Origin of the sequence: Rubritalea profundi (assembly GCF_002954445.1) — a bacterium.
GTDB classification, from domain to species: Bacteria; Verrucomicrobiota; Verrucomicrobiia; order Verrucomicrobiales; family Akkermansiaceae; genus Rubritalea; species Rubritalea profundi.
Genome location: NZ_MQWA01000001.1, coordinates 3,217,440 through 3,242,271, shown reverse-complemented (window position 1 = coordinate 3,242,271; position 24,832 = coordinate 3,217,440). Strand labels below are relative to the sequence as shown.

The following is a 24,832-nucleotide window of genomic DNA, read 5'->3' as shown; positions in this document are numbered from 1 at the left end:
AGTGAAATATTACTTCTGGAACTCTTCACCTTTCTTCGGTGCATATTCCTCATAGCTCGGAGCATCGTAGTGCTCACGTAGCCGGTAGTATTCCTTAGTAAGCGACTCTCTAACTTTCGAATACTCAGGATTATCATAGACGTTCACCATTTCCTCAGGGTCTTTGACTAAGTCAAACATCTGCCACTCCTGAGTCGCAGGAAGGTAGAACAGCTTGTGCGTTTCCGTGCGTACTCCGTAGTGCTGAGGCACAGCGTGCTCACCAATCTCGTAGTATGCGTAGTATACTGCCTCTCTCCAATCATCCACTTTGCTACCTTTCAGCAATGGAACGATAGAGCGCCCTTGCACCTCGTCAGGCACCTTCACTCCAGCCATCTCTAACCAAGTAGGTGCGTAGTCGATATTCTGTATGAGTTGCTTTGGCCTAGACCCAGGTTTGATGACTCCTGGCCACTTGATCAAGAATGGCATTTTAAAGGACTCCTCAAACATCCAGCGCTTATCAAACCAGCCATGCTCGCCGAGAAAGAACCCTTGGTCTGAAGAATAGATCACGATGGTATTCTGATCGAGCCCATTTTCCTTAAGATAATGCAACATCCGGCCAACGTTCTCATCGACAGCTTTAACTGTCGCTAAATAGTTGCTAATGTAGCGTTGGTATTTCCACTTCACCACATCCTCAGGCTTCAACTTGCCAGCTTTGTAGTCCTCCAAGAATTTTTTATTCCTTGGTCCGAAGTAGCCATCCCAAGTCTTCTTCTGTGACAGGCTCATACGGTTGTAGACTTTAGCACCATATCTATTGGGCCCAGGGAGTTTCACTCCTGCAGCTTCGGCCTCATCTCCACGTAGCTTGAGATCGTATGACCAGTGCATATGGCGACCGATTTCCATCTCATTGAGAGGCATAGTCACACTGCGGTTTTTGTAGTCATCAAATAAGCTGTCTGGCTCAGGGATATCCACCCCTTCAAATGCATTGAGGTGACGCAGAGCTGGTGAAAAAGTGCGATGCGGTGCCTTGTGCTGACACATCAAAAAAATGGCTTATCTTTATCTCGACCGTCGAGCCATTTGATCGCCTTGTCAGTCGTTATGTCAGTCACATAGCCCTGAAATTTTTTCTTGGAGCCATCCATTTGAATAAAATCAGGATTATAGTAGCTCCCTTGCCCTGGTAAAACTTCCCAATAATCGAAAGCAACTGGATTAGTGTGGAGATGCCACTTACCTATCACCGCCGTTGTGTAACCTGCACCTTTCAGAGCCTTCGCTACCGTCCATTGGCTTTGGTCAAACCCTTTACCAGTATTGCGCATGAAGCCATTTTTATGACTGTGCTTTCCTGTCAGGATACTGGCGCGCGATGGCCCACAAATCGAGTTGCCGCAAAACGAATTCTCAAAGATCGCCCCCTCTTCAGCAATGCTATCGATGTAAGGAGTCGGTGCTATATCTTTCAGTGGCCCACCATAGGCTGAAATAGATTTCAGAGCGTGATCATCAGAAAAGAGAAATAGGATATTAGGCCGCTTTTGCTCAGCCGAGACCATTAGGCTCATGCTCGCGCTGGCTAAGATTGTTAGTACGTGTGCTTTCATAGGTGTATTCAACTGCATAAACAGTAGATCTAGAACTCTAGGTAAGTCCACTATCTTTCACTAAATAGATGGCACACACCTCACAAATGATCGTAAATGCTTTTTCTTTTGAAATTTAAGTCTCTTGTAATTGCTTAGCCAAGCTCAGTAATGGCTGCTTCAAGCGAGGCCACGTCATCGATTGAGTAGACTTTCACGGTCTTATCGATACGTCCCATGAGACCCGCGAGCACCTTACCTGGCCCTAGCTCGATGAAAGTAGTGTTCCCCTCAGCGATCACGGCCTGCATACTCTCAGTCCAGCGGACCGAGCTAGTCACCTGCTTCTCGAGAGTCTCACGGATCTCCGCCGAGTCAGCAACAGCTGTTGCATTATAGTTAGAATACACAGGAACTGATGGCATTGAGATATCTGCAGCGACAAGAACTGGCGCAAGCTGGTCCTGAGCACTTTGCATGAGACGAGAATGGTAAGCTCCAGCTACTTTAAGCTTCTTAGCTATACGGATACCGCACTCTTTAGCTCCAGCGACAGCCTTATCAACTCCCTCGATTGAACCAGAAACGACGATCTGCCCGATCGCATTGAAGTTAGCCACATCCACGTCGCAGTCTGCAGCAAGAGTCTTTACAGCCTCCGCGTCACCACCGATCATGGCTGCCATTGCACCCTCAGTGCTATTACAGGCTTCTTCCATGAAGGCTCCACGTTGCTCCACGAGCTTAAGACCGTCTTCAAACGAAAATGTCCCAGCAGCAGAATGAGCGGTGAATTCACCAAGTGAAAGTCCTGCAGCAGTCACGATCTCTAGCTCAGGCAGCTTCTCTTTGAGCACCTCGAGACAAGCCAATCCGTGTAGGTAAAGCGCTGGTTGGCAATTGCCTGTGCGTGTGAGTTCCTCATCGGGGCCCTCAAACATAACAGAGCTCAATGAGCGACCGAGTGCGGCGTCGGCCTTGTCGAAAAGTGCTTTTGCTCTAGGAAATGTCTCAACTAGATCTTTACCCATGCCCACTTTCTGAGCTCCCTGTCCGGAAAATAGTACTACTACCTTATTAGCCATAACCTTTCTCTAACCTCCGACTATCGACTAAGCAACCCTCAATATGAAGAGCTAAACGATTCTCTCTAGGGCTCTTCTAGCTGCTCGTATAGCGACCTTTTGATTTCAGATAGCCCCAGTAAACCAATGACGAGTAAACCTGTGACAGTACTACAAACAATGCGCCCAGTATTCTCCCAAACCCTGAACGCATATTTCACAAGCTCACTAGCCCAAGCACGGTACTAGCTTAGCCGCGGTCTGGTTCGTCCTCTATGATGAACGTCCAGACGAAAGTTTCTATTACTCTAATTTTTCATCAGATTTCTCGACATCGGCTCCAGCCTCAGTCCATCCAGAAATTCCGGCTCTCATGGCCTTAATATTTGTGTAACCAAGTTTTTTGACTGCGACCGCAGCCTTCTTCCAAGCGTTTCAGGTAGGTCCAGCGCAGTAGGTCACAATCAGTGCCGCTTTATCTTCGGGCAAGACCTTAGCTAGGGCTTCAGGTTTCATCGACGCGAAATGCAGTGACCTAGGAAGGTGCCCATTATTGTACTTACCAATGCCATTCGCATCGATCACAGTCAGCTCTTTCTTAGCTATTGCATTCTGGACATCCTTGATCGAAATCTCGCCAAACTTTGGCTTATCCATTTGCTTATCTGCCTTAGACGCATCCTTTACTTCGTCCGTAGCAGCTGGAGTCTCATGGCTATCAGCAATAGCCGAGGTCACGGGAACTAAAATGGACGTAACAACAATCAATAACCATTTCATCTTCATAGCTTCACAAAGTAACACAGTCACACTCAAAAAATCAATAAAACACTGCAATAGAGTAAGTTAACTAGAATTAAATAACCCAACATCTAACTTATTAAGTATCCTTACATAGTTGATCTATGCAGTATTATATCTCAATGATTAGGCCGACATTAACTCTCCTAGAAACGCATCTCCAGTCCCTCTAACGCTGTTTCTTAGTACCTAGTATTTTCACCTAATCCATACAACCTGAATGTCTAACCATCCAAAGTTTTATAGAAATCCCTAGTTTATTCTCATCAATCCAGTTTTTTCGAGTACACATGAACCTCAAATATAGATGATATACCATCGCTGGCAAGTTGTCGGGTATCACTCAAACTACCGTTCTCAACATCATAAAAGCGGCATCGCCGCCCAACGGAGCGGTACAGCTTAAAGCTGAGAGCTACTTCATAATCCATGACCATGTATGAGAGCTATCAAAATCAGCCCGAGCCAAAGCTACTTCCGCCAGTTTTGCTTTAGCTCAGGGAGGAGCATCAACGAGGCTATCAAAATACAACTCGCTCCGATGTAGGCAACTACTGACGGGCCGAGAGTTTTAGCGATAGCGAAAGCGAGGAAGGCTGAGATGACGCCACGCACACCAGTGAAGAAGGTGTGAACGCTCATGTACTCTCCTACTTTGTCGGATGGGGCAAAACGGGTGACGAACAGGTTCCACAACACATTGCCACCAGCTTTACCAATTCCGTGGAGGGAAATACCGATAATTAAGCCCCAGTAAGTAGGCACCAAAAAGTAGACTAACAATCCTAGAAAGAAGAAGAAGTTAGTGATTATTCTCAACCTGTAGAATTCCATTTTATCATAGATGGCACCCCAGGCAACTATCGAGACGATGAAAACTAACATCGGTATGGTGGTGGTAATTAGGCTCACATTCTCAGCACCATAGCCAAAGCCGTAGTCTGGGTTGGTTATGTATTCTACGAAGAGTGCCATACAAAGTAGATTTCCAAAGCCGAGCATCATCCAAGAGCTGATGAGTTTCCTAAAGACTTTATCCTCGCGAAGGTGGCCGAATGAGTCCAACAATGAGAGGCGATGGGACTTGCGTAAATAAACACGCCGCATGCAGAGGGTGAAAGTGGCCTTAAGCACACTCGCTAGAGCGAACACCCAGAACAATGGCGCGTAATCATTTCCCTGCCCGACTAACCATAGCCCTGCGAAATAACCAAATAATGCAGCAACTGAGGCACGTATCATTCCCACAGTAGAAAAGAGCCGACCACGCACTTTGCTAGGGTAATGCTCACGGTAGATTTGAGCCTGCAGTGGGCTCGATAATGCATGCGTGAGCGTCGCCAGCACTATCCCCATAACAAAGAGTATCTCATTCTGAGGCGACATCGCCACGACGGCGTAGCCAACCGCCGAGATGATCCAACCAATGGCCGCAGACACGTTTGCCGAGAGGCCGATGCGCCGCACCATTGCCACCGAAAACATACTCAGCAACAAGCCGAGGGCTGGGCCCGCAATGATGGATGATTTGGAGACTGTATTTACCTGCAAGATTCCAACAGCCACAAACATAGCAAAGGTGGAGCCCACAGTCTCGGTGATACCCATCGGTACAGACCGCAGCAAATCCATGCTGAAGGTCCTCTTCCAATTCTTCTCGGCACTTTCTTCGCTCATGCGGGACAATGACTAAGATGAGTATCCAGAAAAATCAATAGTTTGTCAGTCCGTCGACGACAGAGTTGAGCGCACCCAACGACCTCACTCTCAAATTCAAAAAGTTTATTCGAAATACATCCCGCTCTAGAGTGGTCACCCACCGATAAATATATTCCTCTCATAATTAGGACTTTTCAGCGCCTACCTCCACAGAATTGGCTAGCCCCCACATGGAATCTATTGGAGTTTAGTATGCTTTATTTTTACAATTCCAACTTGGATAGGAACGGCAAGTAATATCCGATCTGTAAAATAATTTGAGACAGCTACGGTAATTTGAAGTGGTTAGTGAAGGGTAACGCTCCTTTGTTAAATAAAGCCTCTAGCCTGCAGGTTGATCGAAGTCACTAGCCTGTCAGCATATTAAATAAGCCGCTTAGAACAGTCGATAGTAGCCGTTGGTGCCTCAAATACCGTAGGATACAACTAGTTCTGCAGCCGCTAAAGTTCTTCATATGAACTATAAGGCAGATGAGTTCTCCCAGAAAACTAGTAGGCGTTTATCCAGTCTATTTCTAACTCAAACTCACCAGCCTTTTTATCGTAAAGCATAAATCCTACGCTTGTTACTTTTTTTGTGTTGAGTTTCAAACTTGGGATTCTGCGACCAAATGATGTCGCGTAAAATGCGCTGAGTGGTACTTTTACTGTCGTCCACTTTCCCTTATCTGGTTGGATTGGGCTCCAATACGCCAGCATTCTGCTACCATTACAGCGTGCTGTGAGATAATATTTTCTACCATCCCCTTTTACCTTAATTTCTATTCCATCATATTTACTCAAGTCATACTGATTTCCATAGCTGCGGATCGAAGAAAACCCCCCATTGTTTTCTAGTGAGATTTCACCTTTGAACAAAAGTGCTGAAGATTCTTTCAGATCAAAATCCCCCTTAGATCTCCCACCCATCACGCCATCGTTGACAGCTTGCCACTGTAACTCTTGTTGGTCGTTGTCAAACTGCTCCAATATCTTTGTTTCCTCAGCCATAACGGATCCTGTAAATAGGCTTATTCCTAGTACAATTTTTGACTGTAAGTGTCTCATAGTTTTATAGTTAAGTGGAACTGCATCATTCCACACAAAACTAAAATGTCTATATTCTGTTTACTTAATTAAAGATATAACTTGAAAGTGCCACAGAATTGTCTACATTTTGTTACCAACAAAATAGTCATGCATGGCATAAAAATCGCAACTCTCAAATCAGGCCTCACATCCCACGTTATACGCATGTGGGAGAAACGTTATGCTGCTGTGGAGCCTGAACGTACCGAAACAAACAGACGCCTTTACAGTGATGAAAGCATCCAGCGCCTTATTTACCTCGCAGACCTCACAAAAAGTGGGCACTCCATCGGCCATATAGCCAATCTATCTGATGAGAAGCTATCCGAGCTTCACAAATCCCTTCAAGAATCTAACCCTAAGCAAGCTGAGCAGACGGGACAAGGTGGCATCTATGCCCCAGTAATAGCAGCCACACTCACTGCCATCAGAAATTTCGACCAAGTCTCACTCGAAAAGATATTTGATAAAGTGGTTAAGGAAGCTGGCTACTCATGCTTACTAGAAAAAGTGCTTATCCCACTCATCCACAATGTCGGGGAACTGTGGCACGATGGTGAGCTAATGGCAGCAGAGGAACACGCAGCGACGAGCTTTATAAAAGATTACCTCTGCGTGAGTGCTCGCCCATTTAGTTCAGCGACTAACGCGCCAAAACTATTGATCACCACTCCTCAGGGGCAACTGCACGAAATCGGTGCAACAATCGCTGCTACCCAAGCTCGTAAACTAGGCTGGCAGGTTATTTACCTCGGGACCTCACTACAACCAGACGAGATCGCAGGAGCTGCCGAGAAAATAGGTGCGCGCGCCGTCGTTCTTAGCATCGTTTACCCACTAGATGACCCCCAAATTAATGTACAGCTTCGCAAGCTTCGTTCCCAGTTAGACGACACTATCCCGATCATTATCGGTGGAGCTCTTTCAAAGCTCTACACCCCAACGCTAGAGGAACTGGAAATCATTCAACTCAAAACTTTTGCTGACTTAAGCCCCGAGTTGAGTAAACTGCGAGAGTAGCTTATTTTCTAACTCAGTTCATTCCCAATTATCTCTTCATGCTCCTATTCTACTCTAACGATCTCTAATGAATAAAAAAATCATCATCATTGGCGCAGGTCCCGGCGGCCTCACAAGCGGAATGCTACTCGCCCACAGAGGATACGATGTCACCATTTTGGAAAAAGCTTCTGTCGTTGGCGGTCGGAATGCTCCTATTCGATCTGGCGGTTACATATTCGATACTGGCCCCACCTTCCTCCACCAAAAGTTCACACTCGATGAGGTCTTTGCCGAGACCGGTCGTAGACCCGAGGACTACATGGAGTTCGTAAAGCTCGACCCTATGACCACGCTCACCTGGGGTGACATATCGCTGGAAACCAGCTATGATCAAGATCAGATGCTGCGTAATATTGAAAAGGCATTTCCTGGTGAATCTGCGAATTACGAACGCTTCATGAGCGATCATGCTAAAAAGCTACAGGCTATATTCCCCTGCCTGCTAATGCCCTATCACAAGCTTAGTAATTTTCTCAATGTCAACCTCATAAAAGCCCTACCCTATGTTGCTACATCAAAATCTGTGATGGATGTTTTGGGGGAATATTTCGATGACGAACGGCTCAAGCTAGCATTCACTTTTCAGGCAAAATACCTCGGTATGTCACCCTGGAATTGCCCGGCGCTCTTCAGTATTCTTGCCTACATCGAGTATGCTCATGGAATATACCACGTCCAAGGTGGACTCTCTAACATATCTGAAGGCATGGCTAAAGTTGTTGAAGAAGAAGGTGGAACCATACGCCTAAATTCTGAAGTCACTGAAATAAAGTATAACGGAAAGCGAGCCGCGACAGTCACTCTAGCAGATGGTGAAATAATGCAGTGCGATGACCTAGTCGTGAATGCTGACTACGCGCAAGCTCGTCACATGATCTTCGGAGCGAGAAACGAAAGCCAAGAGGACCAGGCAAAGAAAAAGTATTCGTGCTCCACCTTCATGCTCTACCTAGGGCTCGATAAAATCTATCAAGACGAACCACACCACCACGTAGTATTTGCCGACGATTACCATCAAAACCTCCGTGATATTCAAGGTGAGAAAGTCATCTCTGACGACATGTCTGTCTATATCCGAAACTCCAGTGTGACCGACCCAACTGTCGCACCTACTGGACATTCTCAACTCTACATCCTAGTGCCCACTATAAACTGCCGAAATGGCCATGACTGGAAAAAAACCGTAGCAGAGTACAAGGAGAAAGTCCTCTCCCGGATCATCGAAAAAACTGGGATGAAAGACCTCCGTGAGCACATCGTTGAAGAACGCATCATCACGCCACAGGACTGGAAAGGTGCTGACATCTTCCTCGGCGCCACCTTCAACCTAGCGCACACGCTGGACCAAATGCTCTACTTGCGCCCTCGCAATCGCATGCAGGGGTTCGACAACATCTACCTAGTCGGTGGCGGAACGCATCCAGGGAGTGGTCTACCTACCATCTATGAAAGCGCGCGCATTTCCTCTAACTTGATTTGTGAGTCCTACGGAAAAAAGCGTGGACGTGTAGATTTTGCTACCGAAATTCTAAGTCAAACAACCGATTTATCCACATGTTAAAATTCACGACACATTTGCTGGTAGCTGGCTCGATCGCCCTTTTACAAGGTTGTTCCAAGGGTTCTGCAAAATCTGGAGCCACTTCCCAAAAGTCTAAAACTAGCCTTTCGGAGCACGATAAATTTCGACAATGGCACGATGTTTGTTTGCAGGGCGACACCAATAAAATTGCGGAACAAATCGTAAAGTTTGAGGCTGCACTGACGCGTAACCCTACCAACGACCTAGCGCGCGCCTATCTAGGTAGTGGCTACGCTCTTGAAGCTAAACATTCATTTTTCCCTCCAACAAAACTTAGCTGTATAAAGAAAGGAAAAGCCCTGATGGAGGCCGCAGTTTTCGGTTCACCGAACAAACCAAGAGTCAGAATGGTTAGAGCTATTGCCTACTACAAAGTCCCCAAGCGTTTTGGCACTCGTCCCACTTCAATATCAGATTTTGAGGTTCTCTTAGCTGAAGTAAAGAAGCCTAAATCGTCTTTAAAAGCCAATGAAAAGCAAGCTATCCTGTACTATGCTTCTTTGGCCTTTGCTGAGGAAAACCACAAGAGTGCCGGAGAGGCAAAGCTCCTTTGCCACAAGATCGATCCAAACTCCGAATACGGGAAACGCACCAAATAAGCCATGTATCACCTACACCGTAAACAACAACTCCACTGCAGTTTAGATGATGCTTGGGATTTCTTCTCTAACCCACGAAACCTAGACAAGCTCACACCTAGCTCAGTTGGCTTTAAAATCACCCATTGTAAATCTGATGTCATGCATGTGGGACAAATGATTGGCTATCGCATCAAAATCGCTCCCATGATCTGGGTGAAATGGCTGAGTGAAATCACCCTCGTTGAAGATAAGAAGCGCTTCATCGATGACCAGAGAATTGGCCCCTACAAGGTATGGCACCATACGCATCAATTTGAGGAAAATGCAGAGGGAGTTTTGATGACTGACGATATACTCTACGCACTCCCCTATGGACCTCTTGGAGCGATTGCCCACACGCTTCACGTGAAAAAGAAACTCCAACACATTTTCGATGAACGAAGGCGACTGACCGAAGAACTATTTAGCGCATGAATAGCTCTAGCCACGGAAATAATTTACCGTATGGAGGCTTCAGATCCATTTTCTGCGCGCCAAGCTTACCGCGTCGCACCACTGCCCTTTCATAACTAAAAGCCCTCACCCCAAATTCACCTCTATAGCGACCATTGCCACTGTCACCAACACCTCCAAAAGGAAGTTTCAGATTAGATGACTGCTTCATTGTGTCATTGATACAAACTCCACCAGAGCGTTTTGATTGCTGAATTTTTAAACAAAAACTCTTACTTTCGGAGAATAGATAGAGCGCCAACGGATCACTATACTCTCTTAATTTCTCTACCAAATCACTCTCAGAGCTATAACTAACAATCGGTAAAATTGGCCCAAATACTTCCTCTTTCAGCAAGATATGATCCCAGTCGATACCACTGACTAAGCGCGGTGCCATTTTACAAATACTCCTGTCATCCTCACCACTACAAACGATCTGCTCATCATTCAATCCCTCTAGAAAATTACTCAGACGCTGGTAGTGTCGATCATTAATCACATGCGCCATTTCCAGATGCCATGGCACCTGTTCCAACTCACACTGCATCGCCGCCAAAAGCGCATCCTTCACACTTTCATGGACAGCCACAAAATCAGGAGCAAAGCAGGTCTGACCCGCATTGAAAAACTTACCCGAAAGAATCCTACCAGCCGCCAATTTTATATCCGCCGTGCTATCAACAACACACGGGCACTTCCCACCCAATTCTAACACAGATGGAGTCAATGACTCCGCAGCCCTTAGGGCAACGATTTTCCCAACCTCCGTACTACCTGTAAAAAAGATGAAATCAAATTTCTCCCCCAACAATGCTGATGAAACAGCAACGCCTCCAGTTTGTACATGGACTAACTCTGGCGGGAAAACGCTGGCTAACAACTTAACCAATAATGCTTCACTTGCTGTGGCAACCTCAGATGGCTTTAACACTACTGTGTTTCCAGCTGCAATAGCTGACATCAACGGAGCCAATGCCAACTGTATCGGATAGTTCCATGGCGCAACAACTAATGCTACCCCATATGGCTCACGACAAATCTCACTACGACATGGCTGAAAATAGATGGGACTCGATACCTTCTTTGGTTTCAGCCACTTCTTTAGCGATTTTCTCACTAAGCGAATTTCCTGAAGTAGGAAATAGTACTCCGCTAAGTAAGCCTCCACGGCAGGCTTATTTAAGTCCAGACGTAAAGCATCTAGAATTTGATCCTTATGGGATATTAGAGCGCTTTCTAAGTCCAATAAATACCTCTCACGCATCGCCAAATCCAGAGTATTCCCCTCAGAAAAATACTGCCTCTGACGACTCAAAACGTCACGAATTTGCTGCTGTGTTTGCTGCTGTGTTTGCTCGACTGTCATAAGCTTATTTATATAATAACAAAGCTAAATCAGATCACCTTATAAACAAGAGAAACTAATTTGAAACCTACTATTATGAACCCACCACGTGTTGCTGTCATAGGCGCTGGCCTCGGCGGCCTATCTGCTGCTATTTCATTGAAATCTGCTGGCTATGATGTTGAGATTTTTGAGAAGAACGAACGCATCGGAGGCAAGTTGAACCTCTTAGTAAAGGACGGATTCACCTTCGACTTAGGCCCATCTATTTTTACCCTTCCTCAGTTTTTCAAGGACCTTTTCCAGCGCGCTGGAAAAACATGGATGACTATGTCCAGCTAGATCTAGTCACACCACAATGGCGTAATTTTTTTGAAAACTCTCCCACTCTTGACCTTTATCAAGAGCCTGATCGGATGAAGGCTGAGTTTAGCAAACTCCCTGGTGATGCCGAAAAACATTGGCAGGAATTCCAAAGTTTTCTCGACTACGCTCGTGAGCAATATGGCATTATCAACACAGGCTATTTCAGTGAAGGCCTCGACACACTCTGGGAGTTTTTCTGGCACTACAAAGCGCAATTATTCGCGGGTAAAATCGATTACAAAGGCAGCATGGCTGACTCCATAGCCAGCCGCATCAGTGATCCTAAGATGCGCATGATCCTTGAATATTTCATCAAATACGTAGGTTCCTCAGCTCTAGACTCACCTGGCTACATGAACCTCATGCCAATCATTCAATTCGACTACGGCCTTTGGTATGTCAGAGGTGGAATGTATAACCTAGCAAAAGGACTCGGCAAACTGATCGACGAAATGGGCATCAAGGTCCACCTCAACTCAGATGTGAGTGCTATTGAAAAAAGTGGTAAACAAGTCACTGGCCTTCGATTTTCCGATGGATCGAAACATGAGTGCGATATCATAGTGAGCAACATGGAAGTCATTCCATGCTATGAGCAATTACTCAATGAACCTCAAAAATTCATCAAAAAGTTAGAGAAGTTCGCCCCAGCTTGCTCAGGCATCGTGCTGCATATAGGAACCGACAAAATCCACTCGAAACTCGCTCACCACAATTTCTTTTACTCGGAAAACCAACACAAACACTTCGAAACAGTCTTCCACAAAAAGCAACTTCCGGATGACCCCACACTCTATGTAGTCGCCCCCACCCGTACTGACCCAAGTAAAGCGCCTGAAGGATTTGATAATATCAAGATTCTCCCTCACATTCCACCACTTGAAGAAGGCTCCGGTATTACCCACGAGGATTACGTTGCTCTGAAAGACCGCTGTATTGATAAAATGGAGCGTTGCGGAATCACTGGACTACGCGACAGCATCATCACCGAAGATCTGCTGACACCTATCGACATCGAACGCATGTACAGCTCGAATAAAGGGTCAATTTACGGCGTGGTGACTGACTGGAAAAAGAACTACGGCTTCAAAGCCCCTAAAACGAGTAGCCAGTATGACAACCTTTATTTCACAGGTGCCAGCACCAACCCAGGTGGCGGAATGCCTATGGTTGTTCTCTCCGGCCAAAAATGTGCGGACCGCATTATCAAACAACATCCTATCGGCTAATGTTAGTCATACTTCCCATCTTAGCCACTCTCTGCGCGCTGTCCGTCCTTTGTATTCTTGGACGGCCACGCTACTTGGCTAATGTCCCGAGCTCTCAGAAGCCCACTAAAGAATCCAGTACGGTATCCATCATTGTCCCAGCTCGCAATGAAGAGGCTAACATCACTCCTCTGCTCAACTCATTCCAATCCGGGAAAAACCTTATCCACGAAGTGATCATCGTCGATGATGCATCAACCGATGGCACCGCCAAACTCGCGCTAGACGGTGGAGCCAAGGTGCTCCCGTCAGATACATTACCTGAGGGCTGGAATGGTAAGCCATGGGCGTGCTACCAAGGAGCCAAATCAGCCACTGGAGATTGGTTGCTCTTTCTCGATGCTGACGTCCGGCTACACCAAGGTGCTGTTGAAAAGCTCAATCTACTCATTAGCCGTGGCGACACGAACACCGTCTATTCGGTCTACCCTCACCATCTAGTTGATCAGCCCTACGAAGAGCTCTCGGCCTATTTCAATGCCCTTATGGTCGCTGGTGTGAACGCATTTGGCTACGGTTCCTCGGCTGGACATAATGCCGCATTATTCGGACAAACATTCCTCATTCCCAAAGAACTCTACTTTGAAACTGACGGCCACGCTGCGGTGAAGGACAAAGTGTTAGAGAATTTCCATTTCGCGGAAATACTCAAGTCAAACAAAACGCATTGCTCATGTTTATTAGGTAAGGGCCTCATCAGTATGCGTATGTTTCCCACTGGTTCCAGCGAGCTTTGGAATAGTTGGAAAAAGGGCTTCGTTAGTGGCGCAGCAAAAGTTGAAAAAACTACTCTCGTTTTTTCCTCAATTTGGATCTCAGCTGGAATGCTGAGCATCGTTTCACTTTGTTTTCTTGGCAGTTCCTATGCACCACCACATTACAGCATCTACGTACTAATTGGATATCTAACCAACGCTCTAGCTTGTGGATGGGCATTCAGAATCGCAGGTTCATTTGGCATCTGGAACGCTCTTTTATTCCCTAGCTCATTGCTTTTTTATCAGACGCTATTTTTTAAATCGCTAGTCGATAAACACAGAGGAATGAAAACTAACTGGAAGGGTCGGATGGTAAACTAATATGTGGATTGAATTATCAAACACGTGGATTGTCCTACTCAATGTCATAGCCATTCCTATCGCGCATTTAAGCTTAGCATTAGCATTCACAATTCTGCCAATCGGGCTCTTTTCATCCTCGCATGATAAACCAATCAGCGATTTTGAAATTTTCCTACACCATCACCTTTTCTGCACCCGTCAATGGAAGCAACTATTACCTGACGGTGCTCCATGGTTAGGTGGTTTCCCAAAAGGAAAACTTACTGACACTTCCCCAGCTTACCTTGAGCGCTTCATCAGCGAAACTAGACGTGGTGAGTTTTCCCACTGGCTACAAATCATAGTAATCACCGGATTCATAGCCTGGAACCCATGGCCAGCAAACCTCGCCATTGTAGGCTACGCCATCCTTTCTAACCTCCCCTGCATCCTTAACCTTCGCTACACTAGAGTCCGTCTCGTTCGTGTGGTCTCTAAAAAAACTAGCTGTAATGAGTAAAGACACCTGTATTGTTTGGTTCCGCAGAGACCTGCGTCTGCACGATAACCCCGCTTGGAACGCAGCTGTAAAAAGTGGCTGCAAAATCATTCCACTCTTCATACACAGCCCTAGCGAAGAGGGTAAATGGAGAGCTGGCGCAGCATCTAACTGGTGGCTTCATCATGCGCTCCAAGATCTCTCAAATCAATTAGCGTGCTATGGACTCACGCTGACACTTCGCAGCTCTGACACCGCTATTGCAGCCCTCACTGCACTCACTCAGGAAATCCCAGTGAAAGCTATTTACTGGAACCGATGCTATGAAGAACAATCGATAAAACGTGATACGCTGATAAAAGAGACCCTAAGTAACGATGGGATCTCTGTCAGATCCTTCAACGGCAATTTACTCTTTGACCCTCTTGAAATCACCAATAAGTCGGGATCTCCCTACAAAGTCTTCACTCCATTCTGGAAGTCATGCCTCACTTTAGTCATCCCCCGCCCAGAAACTATCACATTTCAACAGGCCGAAACGTCACCTCACTATTGTTTAAAAAGTGACGAGCTTGATTCATTTTCTCTCTTACCCAAGATCCCATGGGACTCTGAAATGAAAGAGTTTTGGGAGCCCACTCGCTCAGGCGCAAAAAAGCTGCTAAAGCAAGCGATTGCGAAGTCCACTCACTACCAAGACCTGCGGGACATTCCATCTGATGACGGAACTAGCAGGCTCTCCCCCTACCTCCATTTTGGTCAAATTAGCCCTGCAGAATTTCACCACGAAGTCCTCACTCGCTGTACCGTTAAAGATACCGCTCAAAACGGAATATTACGCCAACTCTTCTGGAGAGAATTTTCAGCGCACCTGCTCTACCATTTCCCCCACACCCACGATCAACCGCTGCGGGATGAATACCAAAACTTCCCATGGAATTTCGACACCGACCTCCTCGAAAAGTGGCAACGAGGTCAAACTGGCTACCCCATTGTCGACGCAGGAATGCGTCAGCTCTGGAAAACTGGATGGATGCACAATCGCGTGCGTATGGTCGCCTCTTCATTTCTCGTGAAACACCTACTTCAGCCATGGCAGGAAGGTGCACATTGGTTCTGGGTCACGTTGGTTGATGCTGACCTAGCAAACAACACTCAAGGCTGGCAATGGATCGGTGGCTGCGGAGCCGACGCATCACCCTATTTCCGCGTTTTCAACCCGATTCTTCAAAGTAAGAAGTTCGACCCCACCGCAGCCTATATCAAAAAATGGATTCCTGAACTCAGCGAGGTGCCCGCCAAGCTAATTCATGCACCTTGGGAAATGGAACCACTCGAATTAGCTGCCGCCGGTGTCAAACTCGGTACCGATTACCCCAAACCTATTATCGGCCATCAGGAGGGCAGAAAACAAGCGCTCGATGCTTATTCAAAATTCAAATCTAGTCTGTAGCTAGTCCTATTCATTTTCACGTAACTTTATCATGCAGAAAATTTGACCTAACGGCATACCCAACTATTATATAGGATGAAGACAAATTCCACTGAAGTACCTACTGATCCGCCATTATTCAGTAAGAAAATTCTTGAAGACCGCTACTGGCACATACTACTCACCGAGGGATCGCGACCGCACAGCGTCTACGCCTTTACTCAGTCAATAGACATAGAAGAAGCTGAGTTCTACAAACACGCTTCTAGTTTTGATGCTATCGAAGCCGGCTATTGGGATAGCCTAGTCGAAGAGACGATTGCTGTCCTCAATGAGGATAGCGACTATGCCGATTACCAAAGTGAGCAAAAAGTCCTAGCCTTTCTCTACACCTTTTTTCTCCATGCTCAAAAGAATCGTTCTCGTATTGTCGAATTCTTCCCTCGACCTGGCTGTAGTAAAGCGCTCAAGCCGATGCGGAGTCGCTTTATCGAATGGGCCACTCATGTCATTTCCCAAGGGGTTGATGAAGGATCAATTGCCAATCGTAAAAAGCTCACTGAGAAATACCCTCAACTCCTTTTTGAACAATTCAAAGCCATCATCGAGTTCCACAAAAAAGATAGCTCTACAGAATTCCAAGACACTGACGCCTTGATAGAAAAAAGCGTTCGCCTTGGTGCCGATGTTGCCCGTTCAGGCTCTCTTGACTCAGCGTTTGACCTTAGTCGTTTTCTCCTCAGAAAATTTACCATCACCCAAAGCTAAATCCTGATGAAAGAACAAACAAAAATTCCTAAGAGCAAGATTGGCAGAGCCAGTAAAATTGCCGGGGCAGGTATTCAAGTCGGCGTCAACTACCTCAAATATCAGGCAAAAAAACCATCACCGGTGACGATGATAAAACTGCATTTCACGAGGCTACCGCTAAGACAACATACGACACCTTTAGTAAACTCAAAGGTGGACCACTAAAGCTCGCACAAATGCTCAGCATGGATCGCAACCTCATCCCCGATCAATACGCTGATCAATTTTCACAAGCTCAGTATAATGCCCCACCACTCACCTATCCATTGGTCGTCAACACATTTACCAAAGAGTTAGGTAAACGACCAAACGAGGTTTTTGACTCATTCACCACAAAGGCTGTCTCGGGCGCATCGATAGGCCAAGTCCATCAAGCTGAGCTCGCTGGAAAAAAATATGCGGTGAAAATTCAGTACCCAGGTGTCGCAAATAGCATGAAGTCTGACCTAGCAATTGTTAAACCAATCGCGCTTCGTCTATTCCAACTCGATTCCCAATCACTCGACCCCTACATCAAAGAAGTACAAGAGAGATTATTAGAAGAAACCAACTACCACCTAGAACTGGAACGATCACAGGACCTCGCTGAGAAGTCAAAGCAGTTATCCAACACGCGCTTCCCTCAGTTTTTCCCTGAGATGAGTAGCCTGCGAATCTTGACTATGGAGTGGGTAGAAGGAGCCCATCTCGACACCTATGCCGAGTCCAATGCCTCGTCTGAAGAAAAACTGAAAATAGCCCAAGCTCTTTGGGACTTTTACCACCATCAGATCCACGAGCTTCGCCTGTTTCACGCTGACCCACACCCTGGCAACTTTAAGGTCCATGACAATCAACTGTGGGTTCTGGATTTCGGTTGTACCAAGGCTTTGAGTGACACTTTCTACAAAGACTACTTCTCGCTGATGAATCCAGACGTACTCGGCGACGAGCAACTCTTCCAAGATGCATTGTTCAAGATTGGTCTCATCTTAGAATCGGATAAATCGCACGAGGTTAAAAAACTTACAGCTATCTTTAGAGAATCAGTCGAGCTGCTATCGCGGCCGTTCTATGAAGGTTCATTTGATTTTGGTGATCGTGCCTACTTCGATGAGCTAGCCGCATTTGGTGAGCGTACTCGACTAGATAAAGAGCTGAACAAACTCAGCACCTCGCGTGGAAACCCAAATGCTCTCTATCTAAATCGCACCTATTTTGGACTCTACCATCTATTAGGAAGCCTAGGTTCCACAGTGAAAACCAGTTTGCCTGAGTTCACCGAATCAGCTTAATTTACTACCATTCACGACTGCTGCCCACACTCGATCTATGGGAAGCCTTCTGGTCTTGTCGAGTCACCTGACAATTCCACAAGCCTCGCTACATTTTCCTGCGGCCAAATGCAGCTAATAGCCAGTGGAAAAACACTGCCACCAGTATCGCGGACAGTCCGATGTGGAGGACTTGTACTATTCTAAGAACTCCCACTTGGGAAAGGATCAGTCCAAGCGTCATCTGCGCCAAAACGATTGCTAGAATCGTTTTTTCATGCCAACCAGCTCCGCCAATACGGAAGTTCCGGCTCACCCAGTAGAACATCAAAGAGGCAAGCAACACTGCCCATGAAAAGCTGCGATGCACCAGATACATCCAGGTCTGTTCTAGTTCTTCCGACCATTCGATACGTGGGGCGTCGCCGTGGGATTTTTTCAGAGCATCAGTCATTTCCCTCACTTGAGACCCCATGATCCCCTCAACCAAAATGAAGACAAAAGCGATCAGGCCAAACCATTTTAGCTTGCGCCCGAGTTGGGTCACCTTGAGCGTCCACGGTTGTTCACGAGCCATCCAGACGATGGAGACTTGGACACAAAGCAAAAGCACGGCCAGAGCCATGTGGGTGGTAATCGTCCCCGGTTGCAGCCCTGAATAGACGATCCTCGCCCCCATCCAGGCATTCAGCCCAACCAAAAATGTGGCTGTTGATGCAGCAATGGGTACGATGGGCTTCTTTTTCGCGAACTTGAACGACATGGCCAATGTCAGCAAAGTGAATACTCCAATAGGCAACGAGCACAGCCGGTTGATAAATTCGGTCCAAGTGTGCACTGGGTTAAATTCGGCCAACACATTCTCGCGAGTCACTTCCGCTGGATCGCGACCATAGCGCTCGGCCTTTTTCTTGTAGCGTTCTATGGGAAGAGCATCGGCATCGATTTGCTCGACCGAGGTCGGAGGGATGTATTTTCCCCAACATTTTGGCCAATCTGGGCAACCCATTCCAGCCCCCGTTGCACGCACCACTGCACCTACAAACATTAGTAAGAGAGTGAAAATAAGTGTCGCTAGGGCCACCTTCTGGAATACGCTCATCCTCATGGTTTATCCATAGCCCAGCCCCCCCCGCTGCACAAGCGCTAGTTTGTTACTAACTTGTCCTTGTGCACCTGAATTGTACAACACAGACTAGCGCCATGCAGATAGTCTTTCTCGATGCCTCAACTCTCCACTCAGGAGAACTTGATCTCTCGGTACTCGAGCGCCACGGTTCCCTCACCAGCTACCCAGTCTCCGCCGAGGCTGAAATTCCGGAACGCATCCCCCATGCCGATATAGTCATCACCAACAAGGCCCTGATGACCGCAAAGAACATCGCGGCAGCCCCACAGCTCAAACTCATCGTTTCCTGCGCCACTGGTGTCAACCAAATCGATCTCGACGCAGCAGCAGCAGCCAATGTCGTTGTCAGCAATGTGGCTGGCTACTCGACCCCTTCGGTCGCCCAGCACGTGTTCACTTTCATTCTCAATTTTGCGACGCAGATCCCGCAATTTAATCAACATAGCCGAGCTTGGCCTCAGTTTCCTATTTTCACCAGCCTCGCCCATCCTAGTTTCGATCTTGTAGGAAAAACGCTGGGCATCATCGGTCTCGGCGAGATCGGTGGAGCTACCGCTAAATTAGCGCTGGCTTTTGGCATGAATGTGCAGGTACTCGCTAGGGAAGAATCGAAAGCTAAACGGATGCCCGAGCTGCCCAGAGTAGCAGCCGAAGATTTCTACTCTAGCTCAGACTTCATCTCTCTCCACTGCCCGCTAACGCCAGCCACCCAGGGCTGCATCAATAAACAAACTCTAAGTCAGATGAAACCCACAGCCTATCTCATCAATACTGGCCGAGGACCATTGGTCAACGAAGCTGATCTGGCCGAGGCCCTAGATGCGGGAACTATCGCGGGTGCTGGGCTCGATGTTTTATCCTCAGAGCCCCCCTCCCCTAACAATTCATTGATTCTGAGTGATCATCCACAATTGATGATCACTCCGCATACAGCTTGGAGTACTTTGGAGGCACGACAACGCTTGCTAGCGGGAGTCGCAGAAAATATTACAAGCTTCATGGGGAGCTTCGCTCCAATTAAGAATTAAGAATTCCAGCCAGCCTCGCTTATAGCCAGTGGAGCAGTTTCATAGTCTCTGCTTTTCGACACGTTCCCATCTTTCGCGGTAAACCCGTTTCATCAAGCATTAGTGCAATTCGTGAAATTCGTGAAATTCGCGGTAGAAACCGTTTTATCGTGCTGGATTTTCAACAAATAACTAACAATACCTATCATGGAAGAAACTGACCTAATCACCGCTCTGATACCTGCCATTAAGGATCAACTAAAATCCAAAGACACCCCCTACGTCAAAAAGACATTTGAGCGCCTCATCAAACTCGATGACACAGATGACGAAGAGGCAATCAAGATGTTAGCTCTCTGCCTAGCAGATGAAACTAACCGTATGTTCATCGATAAGCGAAATTTCGATGAACTCCGCTACCAAGTAATGCTCAACGCACTGCCAGAGCTACCAGAAGCCTAAAGCAACACCTGACACGATCATGATTTGAGGGGTGGTCGATAGAGCCGCCTCATCGAGGACTACTAACTCCTTGATACTAAATCTCTTGCTCGAGAGCTTTGAGCCTCAGAAAGAGCTGAGCAGCCACTTTTTGTTGTGGTTGCAGATCTGACTTTGCATCGGAAATATGGCGCCGCATACTTTCGAACATAGGAGTGTAGCCATTGTAATAGGCTCGCACTCGGTCAACGTACCCGTCACGCAAAGACTTCCTCAAGGCTGGTGCTGAGTCCTCTAGTGATTCGGCAAAACTACGATTCACCAATGAGCCAGTCAGGCGGCTATACACCACGGAGGCAGCTAAAAGCGCCACACCTATTCCTACGAGAGTCAGTGCGCCAACACCCAATAACTTGTTTGTTAGAACTGCGATCAAACTGCCCGCAGTGAGGAGGAAGAGCGCTAGCTTTATGATCTTACGCATGACCTTGTAGCGTCGGACGATTAGTACGTCTAGAAAGCGTCGGAGCTTGAGATGCAGTATTGCCTGACTAACAGACTTTGCCATTCCCTCACAAAATACTTCTTGTTGCTCATCGAAACTCGCTTCATTGAAGTCACCGACATCGATCGAGAGTCGATCTACTAAATGCGGCCGTATTTCTCCCCAATTTTTGCGGCATTGCTGACGCATCTTTTCAGTTTCTACTTTAGCGTAAGCTTCAGCCTCTTCACTGACCTTCTCAATCAAGAAGTGCTCGACCTTAGTAGCTGTGTCGCCTTTTCCAAAAATTGCAATGTGGCTAGCAACCACACCTGTGCGCAGACTAGTGTAGCGCATCACCCGCTTGATTTGACTACTTAGGAGCAAGCTAAGCTGGCTCATGTTTGCCATAACGTGACGCACTTCTTCTTCGCGTGATCTGTCGATTTGTGCTTCGATCGACTGCAGGTATTCTTGGTCGCCCGCAAGATTACGTGAGCGGTCATCAATATTTCCCTCAGTCCTTCGCAACATCGCGTAGGTGGTTTTATAAACATTCCGAAGCTCACGTCTTCGATCAACTGAACGATTTAAGCTAAGATTGACATGAGTAAAACATTCGTTGATGCCAGATCCGTTTTGGGTACTTAGCGCAAACTGTGGGATGCCTATCTCGACACGTTTTTCACACAGCTCCTTCATATGCCCTAACAGCATTGAGATATCCTCAGCGGCACGGCGGTCAACCTGCTGGAGCACGAGCGCAGAACGCATACACACCTGCGCGTGCTTATCCTCCACAGCGTCCCACGTCGATGCCGACCACGGGTTCTCTGCTGTAAATACCCAAAAAAGGAAGTCCGTCTCTTCTAATAAATAATCGAGCGAAGCATGTTGGGTCTCACTAAGTTTCCCGTAGTCATGCACTTCGATTATTTCTACGTCTTTAGCTCCCCTAACATAATGCTTTTCACAGGCGTCCTCTGCCTCTAAAAAAACACGGTAACCTGCGTCACGAATGATGGAGACAGAGGGTGATTTTAAAGGCTCACTGGCATAGTTAACACCAGCAAGCTTCTGCATCAAAGATGTCTTGCCTGCACCCGCCTCACCAATCACGACAAAACGAAACGGTCTACGCAATTGGTCATCCAAAGCGTCTTCCCCCTCCTCAAGTGGTGTCGCTGACCGTTTAGCTAGCACACGCGTGTAGCGAATGAGTTCGATCAGCGAGTCGCGTGTTGCTGCATATTCCTCCCCTAGCATATGGTCTAGCGGGCAACTACAGACTTCTGTGCTATAAGCTGAGAAACGGTCACAAACTGATAGCCTTGGCGTAAAAGCGTATCAATGGTCTGCGGCATAGCATCGACAGAACTTCCGTGTAAATCATGAACGAGCAAGATGGATCCATTCCGCGCACCACTAATCAAACGCTGAGCCACAACGCTGGATCCAGGCTTCTTCCAGTCGAGCGGATCCACATCCCACAGCACTGTCGGGTAGCCATACTCACGGTAAACCCATTCCCTTTGTTTTTTGAACATTGCACCATACGGAGGGCGCATCGTGCGGGGTTGAACACCACATGCGCTGACAATAGCGTCGCGCGTCTTATCCAATTCACGACGCACTGCATCGTCGCTGAGTTTTTTTAAATTCGGGTGTGTCCAAGTGTGATTGCCTACCTCATGGCCTTCAGCGACAATTCGACGTATGATATCTGGATGATTTGCTGCACGCTCACCGATCACATAGAAAGTAGCTTTCACATTTCTACGGCGTAACATGTCTAGAAGACGAGGTGTGTGAGCTGGATTGGGCCCGTCATCGAAGGTAAGAGCCAGAAGTTTCTGAGAACGCGAACCACTACTTATACTCACGGAAGAAATCCCTGAAAACTCTGAAGACAGACGCATGTCAGGGTTTTGCGGCACGGGGCCACTGACACTAGTATTGCCATACCCAGGATTCTTACCTATTGGGTTGGGTACTGGTGAACCTTCGTTGCCGTTCTTCGACGCACAGCTTGAAAACCCCACAACGAGGGCCATTATTGAAAGAGTTTTCCCTATAGGGCGTAGATAATGATGCAACATAAGTCTGCAATAATCCTTAAAGGAGATTGATTCAACTGTCACGCATCAACCTAAAAATGTTACTCAAAAACACATAGACAACTTACCCTTTTGAACTTACCTCTCTATTCTATTAAATCGAGAGGTGACTTGACCATCAGCCTTCATAATTTATAGTCCTGACAATTCGAAGTATATGAAATCTCTCTTACTTGTAGCCACTCTGGCATCCGCATTATTATTCAGCAGTTGTTACCCTTATGATCCTTATTACAAAGGCACCTCAAACTATGGAGGAAGCAGCTACCTCTCTGGCTTCGATCAAACTCAGGCTGGCCAAGCTCCTATCCAACATAATGGTCAAGTCGCAGCTAAGGGGTACTGGGATGGTGACGGAGTCACGGGCTCACCGAAAATCCGAATCAACCTAGACGACCAACGTGCTTATTACTTTAAAGGCGACACCCTCGTAGGCGTCACTCCAATTTCTACAGGCACCGATGGTCATGGCACTCAACGCGGCCGTTACAAAGTGACGCAAAAGGATATCGACCACGAATCTTCACTCTACGGGGTAATCAAAAATGTAGAGACGGGCGAGACCATCATTAGAGATGCGTCTACCCGCCGTGACAAAGCAGGCGCAGGCGAAGTTTTTGTGCACGCTCCGATGCCCCACTTTATGCGCTTCAATGGTGCAATAGGAATGCACGCAGGATTCCTCCCAGGCTATCCAGCATCACATGGATGCGTGCGTATGCCCAAGAATATGGCTCAGAAATTCTTCGATAACACTCCTCACGGCACACCTGTGATTGTCGAATAATGCTTCCCGACCCCAGCCACACCTTCGAGCTCGACGTCGCGCAATGCCAGGACTTACTTAAGTCTGAGAATCCCCCATTGCTAATCGACTGCCGCGAACTCAATGAATACACTCATTGCAGGATTGATGGAGCGACTCTGGTTCCGCTCTCAAATTTCATGGGCCCAGCGGAAACTGAGTTTTCTAGCGGAGATGTCCCCGCCATTATCTACTGCCACCATGGAGTGCGCTCGCTCAACGCCATTTTCTATCTACGGGAGCAAGGCTTCACCCACACATATTCTATGGCAGGCGGCATCGACCAATGGTCCTTATTGATCGACCCTGAGGTCGCCCGCTATTGAGTCGCCTGCATGCTCTGCAATATAGGCTGCCTGCCTAAGATGGATCTGAAGATGGAAGGAGAGCATACAGTTCCACTGGTGCGCATCAAAGGTACCGAAGATGGGATGCTGACTGGTGGCTGTTCCGCATAACTGACTAAGGCTGCTGACCAACTTGACGTGCTCATTAATTGAACGCCTAAATGCTGCCACTTGTGGACTCCCAGTTATAGCGGATGGCATCACATCCTTTTTGGCATCGAACCCTTCAGGTGCTGGGCTGGCTTCCCCTGTCACGAGGGTCTTGATTCGAGTCGTTATGCTCCTGTTCACGATCAGGTTATGCTCTAAGAGCATAAAAAACGACCAATCACGCATGTCTTCATCCACCCCGCGCATAGCCGGCACCCTCACCGGCAATTTACCAGCCTCTTCACTGAGAGTCATCGCCAGCACCATGTACGAATCCAGAGCCTTACGAGCCTGATTCATTGCTTGCCCTCTTGTGGTCAAAGCAAACTTTCCGCGTAGGGCTAATTTAATGAGCGGATTCATCGCTGTATATCCATTTAT

Annotated in this window: 27 protein-coding genes; 16 read left to right on the top strand and 11 right to left on the bottom strand. The window is 47.1% G+C overall.

The features are described from left to right. Nucleotides 1-9: 9 nt before the first annotated feature. The 6 genes from BSZ32_RS14180 to BSZ32_RS14160 all read right to left on the bottom strand — a co-directional run bounded on the left by BSZ32_RS14180 (nucleotide 10) and on the right by BSZ32_RS14160 (nucleotide 6,217). Complete coding sequence (locus tag BSZ32_RS14180) at nucleotides 10-1,041, bottom strand: sulfatase/phosphatase domain-containing protein (protein ID WP_206018863.1); 1,032 nt, start codon at nucleotides 1,039-1,041, stop codon at nucleotides 10-12. Beyond that, a complete protein-coding gene (locus BSZ32_RS19445; protein WP_206018862.1) occupies nucleotides 1,041-1,607 on the bottom strand; it encodes a sulfatase-like hydrolase/transferase in 567 nt (188 codons plus the stop codon). Before BSZ32_RS19445 ends, BSZ32_RS14180 begins: the two co-directional genes overlap by 1 nt. 134 nt (nucleotides 1,608-1,741) lie before the next feature. Beyond that, on the bottom strand, nucleotides 1,742-2,671 hold the full coding sequence (gene fabD, locus BSZ32_RS14175; protein ID WP_105044024.1) for an ACP S-malonyltransferase: 930 nt from the start codon (nucleotides 2,669-2,671) through the stop codon (nucleotides 1,742-1,744). A gap of 414 nt (nucleotides 2,672-3,085) precedes the next feature. After that, nucleotides 3,086-3,436, bottom strand: a complete 351-nt coding sequence (locus BSZ32_RS14170) for a rhodanese-like domain-containing protein (protein WP_129589774.1) — start codon at nucleotides 3,434-3,436, stop codon at nucleotides 3,086-3,088. 486 nt (nucleotides 3,437-3,922) lie between these two features. Further along, nucleotides 3,923-5,128 carry an MFS transporter gene (locus BSZ32_RS14165; RefSeq protein ID WP_105044022.1) on the bottom strand — a complete coding sequence of 402 codons (1,206 nt, stop codon included), beginning with the start codon at nucleotides 5,126-5,128 and terminating at the stop codon, nucleotides 3,923-3,925. A gap of 531 nt (nucleotides 5,129-5,659) precedes the next feature. Continuing rightward, nucleotides 5,660-6,217 (bottom strand): CIA30 family protein, encoded by a 558-nt coding sequence (locus BSZ32_RS14160; protein WP_105044021.1) that lies wholly within the window; start codon nucleotides 6,215-6,217, stop codon nucleotides 5,660-5,662. 129 nt (nucleotides 6,218-6,346) lie between these two features. Between BSZ32_RS14160 and BSZ32_RS14155 the strand changes: the two genes are divergently transcribed. The 4 genes from BSZ32_RS14155 (at nucleotide 6,347) to BSZ32_RS14140 (ending at nucleotide 9,937) form a co-directional block, all read left to right on the top strand. Beyond that, nucleotides 6,347-7,258, top strand: coding sequence for a MerR family transcriptional regulator (locus BSZ32_RS14155; RefSeq protein ID WP_105044020.1), 912 nt, complete (start codon nucleotides 6,347-6,349; stop codon nucleotides 7,256-7,258). A 67-nt stretch (nucleotides 7,259-7,325) separates the two neighbouring features. Beyond that, nucleotides 7,326-8,861, top strand: coding sequence for a phytoene desaturase family protein (locus BSZ32_RS14150; RefSeq protein ID WP_105044019.1), 1,536 nt, complete (start codon nucleotides 7,326-7,328; stop codon nucleotides 8,859-8,861). Beyond that, the gene (locus tag BSZ32_RS14145; RefSeq protein WP_105044018.1) at nucleotides 8,855-9,481 is read left to right on the top strand and encodes a hypothetical protein; all 627 of its coding nucleotides are present in this window, start codon (nucleotides 8,855-8,857) and stop codon (nucleotides 9,479-9,481) included. Before BSZ32_RS14150 ends, BSZ32_RS14145 begins: the two co-directional genes overlap by 7 nt. A 3-nt stretch (nucleotides 9,482-9,484) precedes the next feature. Next, nucleotides 9,485-9,937: an SRPBCC family protein gene (locus BSZ32_RS14140; protein ID WP_105044017.1), complete on the top strand. Its 453-nt coding sequence runs from the start codon at nucleotides 9,485-9,487 to the stop codon at nucleotides 9,935-9,937. Here BSZ32_RS14140 and BSZ32_RS14135 read toward each other — a convergent pair. Next, nucleotides 9,927-11,324, bottom strand: a complete 1,398-nt coding sequence (locus BSZ32_RS14135) for an aldehyde dehydrogenase family protein (protein WP_105044016.1) — start codon at nucleotides 11,322-11,324, stop codon at nucleotides 9,927-9,929. The genes BSZ32_RS14140 and BSZ32_RS14135 overlap by 11 nt on opposite strands. A 75-nt stretch (nucleotides 11,325-11,399) precedes the next feature. Here BSZ32_RS14135 and BSZ32_RS19860 point away from each other — a divergent pair, with 75 nt between their 5' ends. The 8 genes from BSZ32_RS19860 (at nucleotide 11,400) to BSZ32_RS14100 (ending at nucleotide 17,992) form a co-directional block, all read left to right on the top strand. Next, entirely contained in the window at nucleotides 11,400-11,645 is a 246-nt protein-coding gene (locus BSZ32_RS19860) for a phytoene desaturase family protein (protein ID WP_240610645.1), read from the top strand. Next, nucleotides 11,624-12,898, top strand: coding sequence for a phytoene desaturase family protein (locus BSZ32_RS14130; protein WP_240610644.1), 1,275 nt, complete (start codon nucleotides 11,624-11,626; stop codon nucleotides 12,896-12,898). Before BSZ32_RS19860 ends, BSZ32_RS14130 begins: the two co-directional genes overlap by 22 nt. Further along, nucleotides 12,898-14,016, top strand: a complete 1,119-nt coding sequence (locus BSZ32_RS14125; RefSeq protein ID WP_165788864.1) for a glycosyltransferase family 2 protein — start codon at nucleotides 12,898-12,900, stop codon at nucleotides 14,014-14,016. Before BSZ32_RS14130 ends, BSZ32_RS14125 begins: the two co-directional genes overlap by 1 nt. A 1-nt stretch (nucleotide 14,017) precedes the next feature. Then, nucleotides 14,018-14,497: a glycosyl-4,4'-diaponeurosporenoate acyltransferase CrtO family protein gene (locus tag BSZ32_RS14120; protein ID WP_105044014.1), complete on the top strand. Its 480-nt coding sequence runs from the start codon at nucleotides 14,018-14,020 to the stop codon at nucleotides 14,495-14,497. Continuing rightward, on the top strand, nucleotides 14,490-15,929 hold the full coding sequence (locus BSZ32_RS14115) for a cryptochrome/photolyase family protein (RefSeq protein ID WP_105044013.1): 1,440 nt from the start codon (nucleotides 14,490-14,492) through the stop codon (nucleotides 15,927-15,929). Before BSZ32_RS14120 ends, BSZ32_RS14115 begins: the two co-directional genes overlap by 8 nt. 75 nt (nucleotides 15,930-16,004) lie before the next feature. Further along, nucleotides 16,005-16,676, top strand: coding sequence for a hypothetical protein (locus BSZ32_RS14110; RefSeq protein ID WP_105044012.1), 672 nt, complete (start codon nucleotides 16,005-16,007; stop codon nucleotides 16,674-16,676). 6 nt (nucleotides 16,677-16,682) lie between these two features. Next, nucleotides 16,683-16,883, top strand: coding sequence for a hypothetical protein (locus BSZ32_RS14105; protein ID WP_105044011.1), 201 nt, complete (start codon nucleotides 16,683-16,685; stop codon nucleotides 16,881-16,883). A 20-nt stretch (nucleotides 16,884-16,903) separates the two neighbouring features. After that, on the top strand, nucleotides 16,904-17,992 hold the full coding sequence (locus BSZ32_RS14100) for an ABC1 kinase family protein (protein WP_165788863.1): 1,089 nt from the start codon (nucleotides 16,904-16,906) through the stop codon (nucleotides 17,990-17,992). 88 nt (nucleotides 17,993-18,080) lie between these two features. Here the strand turns inward: BSZ32_RS14100 and BSZ32_RS14095 are convergent, their stop codons facing one another. Next, a complete protein-coding gene (locus tag BSZ32_RS14095; protein ID WP_165788862.1) occupies nucleotides 18,081-19,073 on the bottom strand; it encodes a COX15/CtaA family protein in 993 nt (330 codons plus the stop codon). A gap of 101 nt (nucleotides 19,074-19,174) precedes the next feature. Between BSZ32_RS14095 and BSZ32_RS14090 the strand changes: the two genes are divergently transcribed. Then, nucleotides 19,175-20,128 (top strand): NAD(P)-dependent oxidoreductase, encoded by a 954-nt coding sequence (locus BSZ32_RS14090; RefSeq protein WP_105044008.1) that lies wholly within the window; start codon nucleotides 19,175-19,177, stop codon nucleotides 20,126-20,128. Nucleotides 20,129-20,314: 186 nt separating this feature from the next. Continuing rightward, entirely contained in the window at nucleotides 20,315-20,569 is a 255-nt protein-coding gene (locus BSZ32_RS14085) for a hypothetical protein (RefSeq protein WP_105044007.1), read from the top strand. Between the two features lie 76 nt (nucleotides 20,570-20,645). Here BSZ32_RS14085 and BSZ32_RS14080 read toward each other — a convergent pair whose 3' ends face one another. Together BSZ32_RS14080 and BSZ32_RS14075 are read right to left on the bottom strand one after the other, a co-directional pair. After that, nucleotides 20,646-22,298, bottom strand: a complete 1,653-nt coding sequence (locus BSZ32_RS14080; protein ID WP_105044006.1) for a GTPase domain-containing protein — start codon at nucleotides 22,296-22,298, stop codon at nucleotides 20,646-20,648. 5 nt (nucleotides 22,299-22,303) lie between these two features. Further along, nucleotides 22,304-23,086, bottom strand: a complete 783-nt coding sequence (locus BSZ32_RS14075) for a polysaccharide deacetylase family protein (RefSeq protein ID WP_105044005.1) — start codon at nucleotides 23,084-23,086, stop codon at nucleotides 22,304-22,306. Nucleotides 23,087-23,306: 220 nt separating this feature from the next. On the opposite strand from BSZ32_RS14075, the gene BSZ32_RS14070 reads away from it, so the two are divergent. Beyond that, the gene (locus tag BSZ32_RS14070) at nucleotides 23,307-23,936 is read left to right on the top strand and encodes a L,D-transpeptidase family protein (RefSeq protein ID WP_105044004.1); all 630 of its coding nucleotides are present in this window, start codon (nucleotides 23,307-23,309) and stop codon (nucleotides 23,934-23,936) included. Beyond that, nucleotides 23,936-24,280 (top strand): rhodanese-like domain-containing protein, encoded by a 345-nt coding sequence (locus tag BSZ32_RS14065; protein ID WP_105044003.1) that lies wholly within the window; start codon nucleotides 23,936-23,938, stop codon nucleotides 24,278-24,280. The genes BSZ32_RS14070 and BSZ32_RS14065 overlap by 1 nt, the downstream gene beginning before the upstream one ends. Here the strand turns inward: BSZ32_RS14065 and BSZ32_RS14060 are convergent. Continuing rightward, nucleotides 24,248-24,814 (bottom strand): DinB family protein, encoded by a 567-nt coding sequence (locus BSZ32_RS14060; RefSeq protein ID WP_105044002.1) that lies wholly within the window; start codon nucleotides 24,812-24,814, stop codon nucleotides 24,248-24,250. The two genes, BSZ32_RS14065 and BSZ32_RS14060, sit on opposite strands and share 33 nt — an antisense overlap. Between the last annotated feature and the right edge of the window lie 18 nt (nucleotides 24,815-24,832).

Coding starts and splice junctions, on each gene's coding strand:
- BSZ32_RS14130 (WP_240610644.1), top strand. CDS start 11,624: ATGGATGACTATGTCCAGCTAGATCTAGTCACACCACAATGGCGTAAT.
- BSZ32_RS14065 (WP_105044003.1), top strand. CDS start 23,936: ATGCTTCCCGACCCCAGCCACACCTTCGAGCTCGACGTCGCGCAATGC.
- BSZ32_RS14140 (WP_105044017.1), top strand. CDS start 9,485: ATGTATCACCTACACCGTAAACAACAACTCCACTGCAGTTTAGATGAT.
- BSZ32_RS14150 (WP_105044019.1), top strand. CDS start 7,326: ATGAATAAAAAAATCATCATCATTGGCGCAGGTCCCGGCGGCCTCACA.
- fabD (WP_105044024.1), bottom strand. CDS start 2,671: ATGGCTAATAAGGTAGTAGTACTATTTTCCGGACAGGGAGCTCAGAAA.
- BSZ32_RS14170 (WP_129589774.1), bottom strand. CDS start 3,436: ATGAAGATGAAATGGTTATTGATTGTTGTTACGTCCATTTTAGTTCCC.
- BSZ32_RS14125 (WP_165788864.1), top strand. CDS start 12,898: ATGTTAGTCATACTTCCCATCTTAGCCACTCTCTGCGCGCTGTCCGTC.
- BSZ32_RS14145 (WP_105044018.1), top strand. CDS start 8,855: ATGTTAAAATTCACGACACATTTGCTGGTAGCTGGCTCGATCGCCCTT.
- BSZ32_RS14075 (WP_105044005.1), bottom strand. CDS start 23,086: ATGGCCCTCGTTGTGGGGTTTTCAAGCTGTGCGTCGAAGAACGGCAAC.
- BSZ32_RS14095 (WP_165788862.1), bottom strand. CDS start 19,073: ATGAGCGTATTCCAGAAGGTGGCCCTAGCGACACTTATTTTCACTCTC.
- BSZ32_RS14080 (WP_105044006.1), bottom strand. CDS start 22,298: ATGCTAGGGGAGGAATATGCAGCAACACGCGACTCGCTGATCGAACTC.
- BSZ32_RS14165 (WP_105044022.1), bottom strand. CDS start 5,128: ATGAGCGAAGAAAGTGCCGAGAAGAATTGGAAGAGGACCTTCAGCATG.
- BSZ32_RS19860 (WP_240610645.1), top strand. CDS start 11,400: ATGAACCCACCACGTGTTGCTGTCATAGGCGCTGGCCTCGGCGGCCTA.
- BSZ32_RS14115 (WP_105044013.1), top strand. CDS start 14,490: ATGAGTAAAGACACCTGTATTGTTTGGTTCCGCAGAGACCTGCGTCTG.
- BSZ32_RS14110 (WP_105044012.1), top strand. CDS start 16,005: ATGAAGACAAATTCCACTGAAGTACCTACTGATCCGCCATTATTCAGT.
- BSZ32_RS14120 (WP_105044014.1), top strand. CDS start 14,018: ATGTGGATTGAATTATCAAACACGTGGATTGTCCTACTCAATGTCATA.
- BSZ32_RS14105 (WP_105044011.1), top strand. CDS start 16,683: ATGAAAGAACAAACAAAAATTCCTAAGAGCAAGATTGGCAGAGCCAGT.
- BSZ32_RS14100 (WP_165788863.1), top strand. CDS start 16,904: ATGGATCGCAACCTCATCCCCGATCAATACGCTGATCAATTTTCACAA.
- BSZ32_RS14070 (WP_105044004.1), top strand. CDS start 23,307: ATGAAATCTCTCTTACTTGTAGCCACTCTGGCATCCGCATTATTATTC.
- BSZ32_RS14135 (WP_105044016.1), bottom strand. CDS start 11,324: ATGACAGTCGAGCAAACACAGCAGCAAACACAGCAGCAAATTCGTGAC.
- BSZ32_RS19445 (WP_206018862.1), bottom strand. CDS start 1,607: ATGAAAGCACACGTACTAACAATCTTAGCCAGCGCGAGCATGAGCCTA.
- BSZ32_RS14085 (WP_105044007.1), top strand. CDS start 20,315: ATGGAAGAAACTGACCTAATCACCGCTCTGATACCTGCCATTAAGGAT.
- BSZ32_RS14155 (WP_105044020.1), top strand. CDS start 6,347: ATGCATGGCATAAAAATCGCAACTCTCAAATCAGGCCTCACATCCCAC.
- BSZ32_RS14060 (WP_105044002.1), bottom strand. CDS start 24,814: ATGAATCCGCTCATTAAATTAGCCCTACGCGGAAAGTTTGCTTTGACC.
- BSZ32_RS14090 (WP_105044008.1), top strand. CDS start 19,175: ATGCAGATAGTCTTTCTCGATGCCTCAACTCTCCACTCAGGAGAACTT.
- BSZ32_RS14180 (WP_206018863.1), bottom strand. CDS start 1,041: ATGTGTCAGCACAAGGCACCGCATCGCACTTTTTCACCAGCTCTGCGT.
- BSZ32_RS14160 (WP_105044021.1), bottom strand. CDS start 6,217: ATGAGACACTTACAGTCAAAAATTGTACTAGGAATAAGCCTATTTACA.